Origin of the sequence: Streptomyces sp. PKU-EA00015 (genome assembly GCF_013387495.1) — a bacterium.
In the GTDB taxonomy this organism is placed as follows: Bacteria; Actinomycetota; Actinomycetes; order Streptomycetales; family Streptomycetaceae; genus Streptomyces.
The window spans coordinates 1-11,640 of the sequence record NZ_JABZEE010000030.1; the positions used below are offsets into that span (position 1 = coordinate 1).

Annotated in this window: 14 protein-coding genes and 1 tRNA gene; 12 read left to right on the top strand and 3 right to left on the bottom strand. The window is 69.6% G+C overall.

Annotation, left to right across the window (positions count from 1 at the left end; all coding sequences use genetic code 11):
• A partial coding sequence (glmS, locus tag HW130_RS19740) for a glutamine--fructose-6-phosphate transaminase (isomerizing) (protein ID WP_177150968.1) occupies positions 1-1,669 on the top strand: 1,669 nt, incomplete at its 5' end.
• Positions 1,670-1,836: 167 nt separating this feature from the next.
• On the opposite strand, the gene HW130_RS19745 is transcribed toward glmS, so the two are convergent.
• Positions 1,837-2,409: an acetate uptake transporter gene (locus tag HW130_RS19745; protein WP_177150969.1), complete on the bottom strand. Its 573-nt coding sequence runs from the start codon at positions 2,407-2,409 to the stop codon at positions 1,837-1,839.
• A 204-nt stretch (positions 2,410-2,613) separates the two neighbouring features.
• Positions 2,614-3,135 carry a universal stress protein gene (locus HW130_RS19750; RefSeq protein ID WP_177150970.1) on the bottom strand — a complete coding sequence of 174 codons (522 nt, stop codon included), beginning with the start codon at positions 3,133-3,135 and terminating at the stop codon, positions 2,614-2,616.
• Between the two features lie 353 nt (positions 3,136-3,488).
• Between HW130_RS19750 and HW130_RS19755 the strand changes: the two genes are divergently transcribed.
• The 5 genes from HW130_RS19755 to HW130_RS19775 all read left to right on the top strand — a co-directional run bounded on the left by HW130_RS19755 (position 3,489) and on the right by HW130_RS19775 (position 7,069).
• Positions 3,489-3,926 carry a hypothetical protein gene (locus HW130_RS19755; RefSeq protein WP_375256555.1) on the top strand — a complete coding sequence of 146 codons (438 nt, stop codon included), beginning with the start codon at positions 3,489-3,491 and terminating at the stop codon, positions 3,924-3,926.
• Between the two features lie 386 nt (positions 3,927-4,312).
• Positions 4,313-5,506, top strand: coding sequence for a helix-turn-helix domain-containing protein (locus HW130_RS19760; RefSeq protein ID WP_177150971.1), 1,194 nt, complete (start codon positions 4,313-4,315; stop codon positions 5,504-5,506).
• A 104-nt stretch (positions 5,507-5,610) separates the two neighbouring features.
• Positions 5,611-6,231 (top strand): oligoribonuclease, encoded by a 621-nt coding sequence (orn, locus tag HW130_RS19765; RefSeq protein WP_177150972.1) that lies wholly within the window; start codon positions 5,611-5,613, stop codon positions 6,229-6,231.
• Between the two features lie 100 nt (positions 6,232-6,331).
• Positions 6,332-6,404: transfer RNA gene (locus tag HW130_RS19770), tRNA-His, on the top strand.
• A gap of 110 nt (positions 6,405-6,514) precedes the next feature.
• A complete protein-coding gene (locus HW130_RS19775; RefSeq protein WP_177150973.1) occupies positions 6,515-7,069 on the top strand; it encodes a hypothetical protein in 555 nt (184 codons plus the stop codon).
• A 210-nt stretch (positions 7,070-7,279) separates the two neighbouring features.
• On the opposite strand, the gene HW130_RS19780 is transcribed toward HW130_RS19775, so the two are convergent.
• Positions 7,280-7,459, bottom strand: coding sequence for a hypothetical protein (locus HW130_RS19780; protein WP_177150974.1), 180 nt, complete (start codon positions 7,457-7,459; stop codon positions 7,280-7,282).
• A gap of 221 nt (positions 7,460-7,680) precedes the next feature.
• Here HW130_RS19780 and HW130_RS19785 point away from each other — a divergent pair, with 221 nt between their 5' ends.
• The 6 genes from HW130_RS19785 to HW130_RS19810 all read left to right on the top strand — a co-directional run.
• Positions 7,681-7,989, top strand: coding sequence for a hypothetical protein (locus HW130_RS19785; RefSeq protein ID WP_218183747.1), 309 nt, complete (start codon positions 7,681-7,683; stop codon positions 7,987-7,989).
• A gap of 37 nt (positions 7,990-8,026) precedes the next feature.
• Complete coding sequence (locus HW130_RS19790) at positions 8,027-8,455, top strand: PIN domain-containing protein (RefSeq protein ID WP_309140492.1); 429 nt, start codon at positions 8,027-8,029, stop codon at positions 8,453-8,455.
• Positions 8,456-8,542: 87 nt separating this feature from the next.
• Positions 8,543-9,133, top strand: coding sequence for a DUF4352 domain-containing protein (locus HW130_RS19795; RefSeq protein WP_177150976.1), 591 nt, complete (start codon positions 8,543-8,545; stop codon positions 9,131-9,133).
• 191 nt (positions 9,134-9,324) lie between these two features.
• On the top strand, positions 9,325-9,924 hold the full coding sequence (locus HW130_RS19800) for a hypothetical protein (RefSeq protein WP_177150977.1): 600 nt from the start codon (positions 9,325-9,327) through the stop codon (positions 9,922-9,924).
• 92 nt (positions 9,925-10,016) lie between these two features.
• A complete protein-coding gene (locus HW130_RS19805) occupies positions 10,017-10,433 on the top strand; it encodes a hypothetical protein (protein ID WP_177150978.1) in 417 nt (138 codons plus the stop codon).
• Positions 10,430-11,640, top strand: a 1,211-nt coding sequence (locus tag HW130_RS19810; RefSeq protein ID WP_309140491.1) for a terminase large subunit domain-containing protein, incomplete at its 3' end; no start/stop codon positions are given. The genes HW130_RS19805 and HW130_RS19810, both read left to right, overlap by 4 nt.

Genomic DNA, 11,640 nt, shown 5'->3' on the forward strand with positions numbered 1-11,640 from the left:
GGGCCGCGTCCGCGACCTGGAGGCCCGCGTCCCCAAGCGCTTCGCCGGCACCACCGGCATCGCCCACACCCGCTGGGCCACGCACGGCGCGCCCAGCGACATCAACTCGCACCCGCACCTGGACCCGGAGAACAAGGTCGCCGTCGTCCACAACGGCATCGTGGACAACGCCGCCGAGCTGCGCGCCAAGCTGGAGGCCGACGGCGTCGTCTTCGCCTCCGAGACCGACACCGAGGTCATCACCCACCTGATCGCCCGCTCCCAAGCCACCACCCTGGAGGAGAAGGTCCGCGAGGCCCTCAAGGTGATCGAGGGCACGTACGGCATCGCCGTCATGCACGCCGACTTCGCCGACCGCATCGTGGTGGCCCGCAACGGCTCCCCCGTCGTTCTCGGCATCGGCGAGAAGGAGATGTTCGTCGCCTCCGACGTCGCCGCCCTGGTCGCCCACACCCGCCAGATCGTCACCCTCGACGACGGCGAGATGGCCACCCTCAAGGCCGACGACTTCCGTACGTACACCACCTCCGGCGCGTCCACCACCGCCACCCCGGAGACCGTGGAGTGGGAGGCCGCCTCCTACGACATGGGCGGCCACGACACGTACATGCACAAGGAGATCTTCGAGCAGCCCGACGCGGTCGACCGCGTGCTGCGCGGCCGGATCGACGACCGGTTCAACACCGTGCACCTGGGCGGTCTGAACCTGGACGCCCGCGAGGCCCGCGGCATCCGCCGCGTGAAGATCCTCGGCTGCGGCACCTCGTACCACGCGGGCCTCATCGGCGCCGGGCTGATCGAGTCCCTGGCCCGTATCCCCGCGGATTCCGAGCCGGCCTCCGAGTTCCGCTACCGCAACCCGGTCGTGGACCCCGACACCCTCTACATCGCCGTCTCGCAGTCCGGTGAGACCTACGACGTGCTCGCGGCCGTCCAGGAGCTCAAGCGCAAGGGCGCCCGCGTCCTCGGCGTGGTGAACGTCGTCGGCTCGGCGATCGCCCGCGAGGCCGACGGCGGCACGTACGTCCACGCCGGCCCCGAGGTGTGCGTCGTCTCCACGAAGTGCTTCACCAACACGGTCGTCGCCTTCGCCCTGCTCGCCCTGCACCTGGGCCGCATCCGCGACCTGTCGGTCGCCGAGGGCAAGCGGATCATCGAGGGCCTGCGCAAGCTGCCCGCGCAGATCAGCGAGATCCTCGAGTCCGAGGCCGAGATCAAGAAGCTGGCCGAGCAGTACGCGGACGCCAAGTCGATGATGTTCATCGGCCGGGTGCGCGGCTACCCGGTCGCGCTGGAGGCCTCCCTGAAGCTCAAGGAGATCTCCTACATCCACGCCGAGGCGTACCCCGCCTCCGAGCTCAAGCACGGCCCGCTCGCGCTCATCGAGCCCTCGCTGCCGACGGTCGCGATCGTCCCGGACGACGAGCTGCTGGAGAAGAACCGCGCCGCGCTGGAGGAGATCAAGGCCCGCTCCGGCCGCATTCTGGCCGTCGCCCACCGCGAGCAGGAGAAGGCCGACCACACGATCGTCGTGCCGAAGAACGAGGACGAGCTGGACCCGATCCTGATGGGCATCCCGCTGCAACTCCTCGCCTACCACACGGCCTTGGCCCTCGGCCGGGACATCGACAAGCCGCGCAACCTGGCGAAGTCCGTCACCGTCGAGTAGGCCGGCCAGCACCCGTCGGGGGCGAACCGAGCCAAAAAATGTGGAGAGAACGCCCCCTGTGCGTGCCACCAGCGCACAGGGGGCGTTCTGTGGTGCCGGCCGGCGCGCAACCCGTCACGCCGGCCTCGGGGGGTGCCTGACGCCTCCCGCGGGGCACCCCCGGCCGCTCAGCCGGTGGCCGTCACTCCCCGGCCGGCAGCGCGTCCGCTGAACGTGGGCCACTTGGCGAGCGCCGCCGTCGCCCCGTACCACGCGACGAGGCCCGCGACCGCCCCGACCCAGCCGCCCGCCTTGGCCAGAGCCTCGTTGCCCGCGAAGGCGGCTATGGCACCGAGCAGCAGCGACAGGCACAGCAGGCCGTACACGCCCTGGCCGAGGATCCCGCTGCCGGAGGACGCGGCCGTCAGCGTCAGCGCGAGCAGGGCCCACAGCAGCAGGAACAGGCCCGCCGCCTCGGCCGACACCTCGCTGCCCACGCCGGTGCCCCAGGTGAACCAGAACGCGCCGAGCCCGGCGAACGCCGTGCCCGAAGCCCCGTCGCCCGCCCGGTACTCGAGCAGACCGATGACGAACAGTGCGACGCCGCCGACCCAGGTCGCGAGGGACGCGGCGTCGGCCGCGGTGACATTGTCGATCACTTGGGTGTTGCCGACGCCGAACGCCAGCAGGGTCAGTCCGAGCGCGAGACGGCCGAGGGTGTCGGTCGATCCGGCGCTTCCCGCAGAGACTCCGTTGTCCACGGCGGGCTCCCTTCCTGTCTGTGCAGTTGTGCTGCAGTGGTGCTGCCCAGTGCTGCGGACCCAGCGACCGTTATGTACCCTTCACAAGCGCACAATCCACCTGCTACGGATGGGTAGATTTCCTTGTGCGCGAGGCGAGTTGACGACGCCTCACCTGCGGAGACAGAGGGAAGTGGAGTGACGTGTGGGGCGTGCCCCGCGGGGTCACGGGATGACGATCACCGGGCGCTGGGCGCGCCGTGCGAGCCGGCCGGCGACCGAGCCGAAGATCCGGCCGACGATGCCGTGCGTGGAGCCGACCACGATGGCGTCGGCCGAGTACTCGCGGCCGACCTCCTCCAGTTCATGACAGATGTCGCCGCCGCGCTCGACCAGGATCCAGGGGACCTCGGTCAGGTAGTCGGCACAGGCCAGTTCCAGACCCAGGACCTCGGTGCGGTGGTCGGGGACGTCCACGAAGACGGGGGGCTCACAGCCGGCCCAGACGGTGGTCGGCAGCCGGTTGGCGACGTGGACGATGATCAGACCCGAACCGGATCTGCGGGCCATTCCGATGGCATACGCGAGCGCCCGCTCGCTGGAGGTCGATCCGTCGAATCCGACGACGACTCCGTGCCGGAAGGCGGGATCGCAGGAGTGGCATGACTCTTCGGCCGCCCGCAGGTCCGACAGTGGATCGGCTACCTGCTTGCGGTCCGCGGGATCGGGGAATTCGTGACCGGCCATCGATGTCTCGGCGAAGAAGATCCTCTTGGGAGGGGTCTGAGAAGGTGCGTCAATGGGGATGGGTGCGGAGCCGTGTCCGGGAATCATCTTCCCAAGCCCATACCCCAAGGGTACGGCGGCACTCCTCTCCTGCCCAGGCCTCGCGGTGCCATGCGCGGCGTTCCAGGGAGCATGCCCCAGGCCCGACCCGTATGGCAATGCCGGGTGGCCACTACAGCCGTCTGCCGCTGCGTACAGTGACCGGACGACTGCGCGGCTCGTTGGCCCACCCACAGGCCGGTCGGGATCCGCCGGAAAGGCACCGGATCCGCCGGACCGGACCCCGACCTCCCGCCGCGCCCCAGGAGTTCCGAGTGCCCGCACGTCCGCAGTTCCGAGTGCCCGCATGTCCGCCCGTCCGCAACCCCGCGCACCCCTCGGTCCAGCGGCGCGGACGGCGCCGGATCCCGAATCCGGCCGCCGCCCCCGGCGGGGCCGCCCCGTCGCCCGTCCCCGCCCTGCGCCCGGCGGCCGACGCGGCGAGCGATGTCGTGCGCTGGGCGGCCTTCACCTGTCTGCTGGTCCCGGTCGTGCTCGTGGTGTACGGGACGTCCGTCGGCGGGGCGGCGGCCGCCGCGCTGGGGCTCACGGCCATGACGGCCGCGTGCCAGGTGCTGCTGCGCCACTCGGAGCGGGAGGCCGCCCACGCGCGCGCCCGGAGCGGCGCACCGCAGGCGGGCCGGCGCGTCCGCGGCTCCGATGCGACGCGCCTGGGCGCTCACCGCGGTCGGGTAAGTGCGCCTGGGGACTGACGAGTTCACATCCTCACACCGGCGGTTTTCAGCCAACTTCACGCAACGGGCCCGACCTTGCCGAAAGCACCCGCCAACCCGCTTCTCACCAGGCAAGAAAGGACCGCAGACGGCGCTCGCACCCTACGGGGACGGGCCATGCCCGGAATGCGGACTTCCCTGCGGGCCCGCCGAGTGGAACGCTTCGTGATCGACAGCATCGCGCCAAGTTGCCAAGTCGACATAGCGGGGCATGCCGAACTTGTCACGGCGGCACCGCGGGACGCAGTAGATTCGATCATGAGTATCGAAGGCCGGGGGACTCGTGCAGAACCGAGGGGAAACGTGCAGGAGCGAAAGGCCCGAAACGAACGGGGAGACGCGCACTTCGAGGGGGGCTTAGCGTCATGAGTCAGGACTCCGCTGCACCGGAGGCAGCACGGAAACTTTCCGGCCGCCGGCGCCGGGAAGTCGTCGCGGTGCTGCTGTTCAGCGGCGGCCCCATTTTCGAGAGTTCCATCCCGCTCTCGGTGTTCGGAATTGACCGTCAGGACGCCGGAGTTCCCCGCTACCGCCTGCTGGTGTGCGGTGGTGAGGAGGGGCCGCTGCGGACCACCGGCGGCCTGGAACTGACCGCGCCGTACGGCCTGGAGGCGATCAGCAGGGCAGGCACCGTCGTGGTGCCCGCCTGGCGCTCGATCACCTCACCGCCGCCGCCCGAGGCGCTCGACGCGCTGCGCCGGGCACATGAGGAGGGCGCCCGCATCGTCGGACTGTGCACCGGGGCGTTCGTCCTCGCCGCGGCCGGCCTGCTCGACGGCCGCCCGGCGACCACCCACTGGATGTACGCGCCGACGCTGGCCAAGCGCTATCCGTCCGTGCACGTGGATCCGCGGGAGCTGTTCGTCGACGACGGCGACGTCCTCACGTCGGCGGGCACGGCCGCAGGCATCGACCTCTGTCTGCACATAGTGCGCACCGACCACGGCGCCGAGGCGGCCGGAGCGCTCGCCCGCAGGCTGGTCGTGCCGCCGCGCCGCAGCGGCGGGCAGGAGCGCTACCTCGACAGGTCTTTACCTGAGGAAATCGGCTCCGACCCGCTGGCCGAGGTCGTCTCCTGGGCTCTGGAGCACCTCCACGAGCAGTTCGACGTGGAGACGCTGGCCGCTCGGGCGTACATGAGCCGCCGGACGTTCGACCGCCGCTTCCGTTCGCTGACGGGCTCGGCGCCGCTCCAGTGGCTGATCACCCAGCGGGTGCTGCAGGCGCAGCGACTGCTCGAGACCTCCGACTACTCGGTCGACGAGGTCGCGGGCCGCTGCGGATTCCGGTCACCGGTGGCGCTGCGCGGCCACTTCCGGCGGCAGCTGGGGTCCTCCCCGGCGGCCTACCGGGCCGCGTACCGGGCACGCAGGCCCCAGGCCGAGCCGGGCCAGCCGTCGATGGTGGACGCGGTCATGCCGACCCAGGCCACGGCGGGGATGCGCCGCGCGGGCCTGCCGGGACCGACGGCCACCGCCTCCACGCCGTCCGAGGCGGTCCGGGGCGCGGCCGAGATGTACGGCCGCGCCGGCCTGCCGGGGCAGCGGAGCATGGGGTAGCACGGCACTGTTCGTGAGCACCGGGCCGGGCGCGTGAGCGCCCGGCCCGGTCGCGTGTGCACACGCCCGGGGCCCGATCGTCATGCGCCCCATAAGGTAGGCGCATGAACGATCGCATGGTGTGGATCGACTGCGAGATGACCGGGCTCTCGCTGACGGACGACGCACTCATCGAGGTGGCCGCGCTGGTCACCGACTCGGAACTGAACGTGCTCGGCGACGGCGTGGACATCGTGATCCGCCCGCCGGAGGCGGCGCTGGAGACGATGCCGGAGGTCGTGCGCCAGATGCACACCGCCTCGGGCCTCCTCGACGAGCTCGCCGGCGGCACCACGCTGGCGGACGCCGAGGAGCAGGTCCTCGCGTACGTCCGCAAGCATGTCAAGGAGCCCGGGAAGGCCCCGCTGTGCGGGAACTCGGTCGGCACCGACCGCGGCTTCCTGTCGCGTGACATGCCGACGCTGGAGGGCTACCTCCACTACCGGATCGTCGATGTCTCCTCGATCAAGGAACTGGCGCGCCGCTGGTACCCGAGGGCGTACTTCAACAGTCCGGAGAAGAGCGGCAACCACCGGGCGCTCGCCGACATCCGCGAGTCGATCGCCGAGCTGCGCTACTACCGCGAGGCGGTCTTCGTCCCGCAGCCCGGGCCGGACTCGGACACGGCGCGGGCGATCGCGGCGAAGCACGTGCTGCCCGCGGAGCCGGCGGAGCCCGCGACGTAGCAGCACCGCCCCCGTGGGCGGCCCCGTGAAACCCTGGCGCGAGCACCCTCCGGGACCCTGTACACTTTTTCTCGGCCGGTCGGGAAAAAGACCGGTCGTGGTGGGTGTAGCTCAGCTGGTAGAGCACCTGGTTGTGGTCCAGGATGTCGCGGGTTCGAGTCCCGTCACTCACCCTCAATGATCAAGGGCTGACCTGTGAAAACGGGTTAGCCCTTCTTCATGTCCCGATTTTTGGGAACACGATGGGAACACAGGTGTCTGAGCCCGGTCGTATCGTCGGTCCATGGCGAGCATCGTGGAACGGCTCAAGAGGGGTGGAAGCGCCACCTTCCAGGTGAAGTGGCGGCAGGACGGCGAGTGGCAGTCCGAGAAGTTCGGCGAGCGCCCCGCGGCGGAGCAGTTCAAGAAGCTGGTCGAAGCCCACGGCGGACAGTGGCCCCACGGCTGGGTCCGCGGCGAGGGATTCGTCGAGCCCGACGATCAGCCCGGCGACATGCCCCTCGTGAAGTGGGCCACACGCTACGTCGACCGCCTCACCGGAATCGACATCCGCACCCGCGAGGACTACTACCGCGAGATCCGCATCCACTTCGAGCACATCGTCCACACCCGCACCGACGGCCTCGAAGTACCCGCGACGATCTGCAACCTCACACAGGACGACGTGACCGACTGGGTCCGCCGCGAGGAGGACGGCGAGCGCGACCCCGCCGACCCGGAGAAGTGGCTCCGCCGCCAGGCCGACCCCAACGGCCGGTCTCCTTTCCTGAGACGCGCACCGACTCTCGGCACTTCCCCAGCCCTCCCGGCGGGCGGCCCTCTTCACGGCCTGCTCTAGGTCGTAGCTGTTCACGCCGGTCGGGGCCACATGCTCGCTGATCGCGTTCTGCACCACGGCCGCCGCCTCGACCCACGGCCGCCAGGCTTCCGGGCTGTAGCCGGCCGCCGTCGCCGCATCGCGCGCACGATTCGCCTCACGCTGGAGTTCGATCAGGGACCTGGGGAGTTGGTCAGCCGCGGCCGGATCGTACGACCGCGCCCGGCGCCGCTACGCCGGAGGGGCCGGGACGCGCTGCGCGAGTCGCACGATCAGCTCGTCCGCAACGACGGCCTCGACCCCGGCCCCGTCGACCAGAGGCCGGAGGAGGTGCAGCACGTCGTGCGCCTCACCGAGGGTGAGCAGCGGAATGCGGTCGCCCGGGGCGTCGAGGAGGTCGTCGAGATCCACGCCCGATCAACGGACGACGCTGGCCAGAGTTACGACGACGCCCGTCCACGGCCGGCAGCGATCTGCCCGACCGCCTCGCCCGTCATCTTCAGCCGCTCGCCCTGCGCCCAGTAGCTGACGCCCTGCGCCTTCGCCGTGATGACCGCCTACTGCCGCACCCGTCGGGCCTTACATGGCAAGCTTTGCGGATGCTTCGTCACGACATACCAATTCCCCACTACTTGGAGCAGCTCCAGCGTCTCGACGTGGAGGGCGGCAACATCATCGGACTGCCGGATCCGGTGATGGCCTACGTGGAGTGGGTCGGCAAGGTTGAGGGATTCCTGCGGGCGCTGTATGCCGATGGTGAACCTGCGCAGCGATTGCTCAGCCGTCGCTACTGGGGGCTCGCCGAGAATTCAGCACCCGCGTACATGTACAAGCATTTGACGATGGAGATTGGAGTCCAGCGAGAGTACCTGCGCGGTATCGCTGAAGAACTCCAAGCGCTTCTGAAGATCGGAGAGGGCAGGCAGACTTGTCGTCCCTGACACGAACGTCCTCCTGCACTTCCAGCGCATCGACCACATCGATTGGCACAAGGTCGTGAACGAGCGCGGCCCCATCCGGTTCGTAGTCCCGGTGCTGGTACTCGACGAGCTGGACGAGAAGCGATACACGGGATCTCAGCAGGTTCGCAAGGCAGCGCGAACGGCGCTGGCCCCGATCAACGAGCGGTTGGCGGACCTTGAAAGTGCGGGATACGCCCAGCTAAGCGGCGAGGTGACGCTCGAGTTCCTACTGGCTGGCGGGAACAATCTGCGCGGCAATGCCGACAGCGACATCCTGGACCAAGCAGAGTTTCTGCAGCACGTTGCCCGACGAGACGTGACTGTGGCAACCGGAGACCATGGCATGCGGGCTCGTGCTGTGACCCGAAAACTGAAGGTGGCCACGATGCCCTCTGGCCTCGCGCGCAACATGGATGAGGCCAAGGGGGAGGTGCACAACTCGTAGCGGAACCACCATCACAGATCCTTCACATAGGGCAGCCCGTATGCCGCATGATGTCCTCCTCTCATCTGCAACGTCCTTGGGGGGACCATGCGATCCAGAGCAACCGCGCTCACTGCCGCGCTCCTGCTCGCCACACTCACCGCCTGCAGCGGCAGCGGGGACGACTCCACCACGGTCACGAAGAGCGACAAGACCGAAGCCGCACCCACGTCTACGCCGACCACGCCGTCGCCCGAGCCGAGCAAGTCGCAGACCACCTTCGCCATCGGTGAGACCGCAGACATCAACGACGAGGAGAACGGAGCCCACTTCACCGCCAGCGTCATTGCCTACACCCAGCCTGAGAAGGGACCAGAAGCCGCGCTGGAGGGCCTTGGCGGCGAAATCTGGGCGACCGCCGAGGTGAAGGTGTGCAACACCAAGGGCGTGACGTTCAGCGTCAGCCAGTTCCCGTGGTCACTCGAATACAAGGACGGCACGCGCATCGAGGTCACAGGCCTCAACGGCGGCGATATGCCCAAGCCCGAGTTCCCCACCGACGACGTGTCCGTCAAGGAGGGGCGCTGCGTCCGGGGGAAGATCCCGTTCCCCGTGCCCAGCGCGAAGCGCCCCGAGCGCATCGTCTACGCGCCTCAGTCCCTTCCGGAGCCCATCGACTGGACGGTTCCCAAGGCATAGAGGAGGTGGCGCCCGTGGCCGGCAACCCGGCAACGGGCGCCTCCGCACGCTATATGCCAAGCAGCGGGCCCTGCAGCGACCGTGTGGCAGCCCTGGGGGGCCGAGGGGCCGGTAGCCGCACCCCGACCCGCGCGATACATTCACAACTCCCCCACGCTGCGCCCGCACCTTCGTCGATCGGAAGTCGCCCCGTGAGCCAGCAGTACCCCGGCCCGCAACGGCCTCACAACCAGCAGCCCTACCAGGGGCCGTACGTTGGCGGACCCGCTCCCTACCAGCCCCCGCCGGAGCCGAAGAAGTTCATGAACGGCTGGGCCCTCGCGGGACTCATCGTCGCAGGCCTGTTCGCGTTCCTCATCGTCATCGGCATCGTCGGTGCGATCATCGACACGGCCAGCGGTAGTAGCACGGCCAGTCGCAAGCCGGCCGAGGTGTCGACGTCGCCCAGCGCGAAGGCGGACCGCAAGCCCGCCGAGAAGACCGCCTCCCCGGCACCGGTGAAGGAGGCCCCGGCCAAGCAGGCCTCGCCGAAGAAGGAGGCCCCGAAGACCCCGGCCTATCCCGAAGGCGACTACGTCGTTGGCGAGGACATCCCCGCCGGCACCTACGAGACCACCGGCGCCAAGAAGGGCGTCTTCGAACTCTGCTCTATCAGCACCGAGCCGACCGCCGACGACGTCATGCCACAGTGGAAGACAGCGAACGCAGGCGAGCGCGTCATCATCAAGCTTTCCAAGGGTGACGGCATCGTGACCATCCAGGGCTGCGAGCCCCTTCGGCCTCGCTCCTGACGACCGACGCCTGGCCGGTGGGGGTGTCACCGCACCCCCCAAGATCGTGATCTTCCGATTTTTCGTACCTTCCCCACCAGGGAGGTACGGGCATGGCGACCAAGCAGAACGAGGAGATCGCGCGGCAGCGTGAGGACGAAGTCGTCCTGCTCTACACCCGTGACCGGCTGACCTTCCGGCAGATCGCCGAGCGGATCGGCGCCGACGTCAAGAACACGCACGAGGCGTGGAAGCGCGGCCGGGCCCGCCTCCACCGGGAAGCGTCCGAGGCGTTCGGCGAGATGGTCGGCGGCCAGCTCGCCACCTGCAAGCAGATCATCGACGGCCTCATGCCCGTCGTCCTCCGCAGCGACGCCAACTCGGCCAAGGCCGGGGAGGCGATCGTCCGCGCCATGGACCACGAGGCCAAGCTCCTCGGCCTGTACGCCCCCGTCCGCGCGAACGTCACCGTCACCGACGAGATGACCGAGCGCGTGAAGGCCCTCGCCGCAGAGCTGGCCGAGCTGTGACCGCCGACCTCGACGCGCGGCTCGCGGCCATGTCGCCGGCCGAACTGGAGCTGCTCGAAGCGGAGCTGCGCGCCCGCCTGTGGCAGAAGCGGTGGAACAAGTGGACCCCGTACCCGTGGCAGGTCCCGCCCGCCGAGATACCCACGATGGGCTGGTGGCTCCAGCTCGGCGGCCGCGGCACCGGCAAGACGGACGGCTGCGCCCGGTACATGGTGCAGCACGTCAACGGGCCGCCGTGCGACGAGCGGATGCGGGGCGGGCACCGCATGGCGATCGTCGCCCCGACGCAGGGCGACGCCGTCGAGGCTTGCGTGAACGGCCCGTCGGGGCTGAAGGCGCACGATCCGCGCGTCGTGCTCAGGACGACGACGGGCGGCACGTTCGTGAAGTGGCCGAGCGGCGCCGAGGCCAAGCTGTTCGGCGCGCACAGCCCGGACGACATCGAACGCCTCCGCGCCGGTGGCAACCGCTGCCTAGTGTGGATGGAAGAGGTCGCCGCGCAGCGCCGCCTGAAGGAGGCCATCACCCACTCGGAGATGGGGCTCCGCCTCGGCAGGAACCCGCATTACATCGGCTCGACCACCCCGAAGCCACGCACCGAGGTGATCGAACTTAAGGCCCACACGGACGTGATCGTCACGCACGGTCGGACCCGCGACGCCACGCACCTCCCGCAGGAGCAGCGGGATTTCCTCGTCGCCAAGTACGCCGGCACCCGCCTGGAGGCGCAGGAGCTGGACGGGATCCTGATGGAGGACATCGAGGGCGCCCTGTGGTCCCGCGCCGGGCTCGACACCACCCGCGTCGGCGCCGCGCCGCCCATGGCCCGCATCGTCGTCGCCATGGACCCCGCCGCCACCTCGAGCTACCGACGAAATGGGGTTCGCGGGGTGACGGAATGGGGCGGGCATCAGTCGGTGGGGCGGCCGCCTCGCGTGCGGCGGCGTGAGCGCCGTGTGGGGGTCCCAGTTTGGGAGCGTGGCCGCTGCCGCGGGATCGGCGGCAGTGGGCGGTGGACGAAATCGGTGGCCGCGGTGAGGGCTTGTCGGGCCTCGTCCGTCGTCGTTGCGGGCTGGTTCGTTCCCGGGCCAGCTTGTGGATCTCTCGTACGCAGTTCTCCAGCAGATCCGTCAGGTTGGCCTTCCCCAGGTCGGTCGTGCGGCTGTCGACGACTTCGGCTATGTCGTCGAGCCACCACTCCGCCATG

Excerpts from the sequence above, each read along its gene's own strand:
- HW130_RS19805 (WP_177150978.1), top strand. The coding sequence starts at position 10,017 with ATGGCGACCAAGCAGAACGAGGAGATCGCGCGGCAGCGTGAGGACGAA.
- HW130_RS19795 (WP_177150976.1), top strand. The coding sequence starts at position 8,543 with ATGCGATCCAGAGCAACCGCGCTCACTGCCGCGCTCCTGCTCGCCACA.
- HW130_RS19760 (WP_177150971.1), top strand. The coding sequence starts at position 4,313 with ATGAGTCAGGACTCCGCTGCACCGGAGGCAGCACGGAAACTTTCCGGC.
- orn (WP_177150972.1), top strand. The coding sequence starts at position 5,611 with ATGAACGATCGCATGGTGTGGATCGACTGCGAGATGACCGGGCTCTCG.
- HW130_RS19750 (WP_177150970.1), bottom strand. The coding sequence starts at position 3,135 with ATGGCCGGTCACGAATTCCCCGATCCCGCGGACCGCAAGCAGGTAGCC.
- HW130_RS19775 (WP_177150973.1), top strand. The coding sequence starts at position 6,515 with ATGGCGAGCATCGTGGAACGGCTCAAGAGGGGTGGAAGCGCCACCTTC.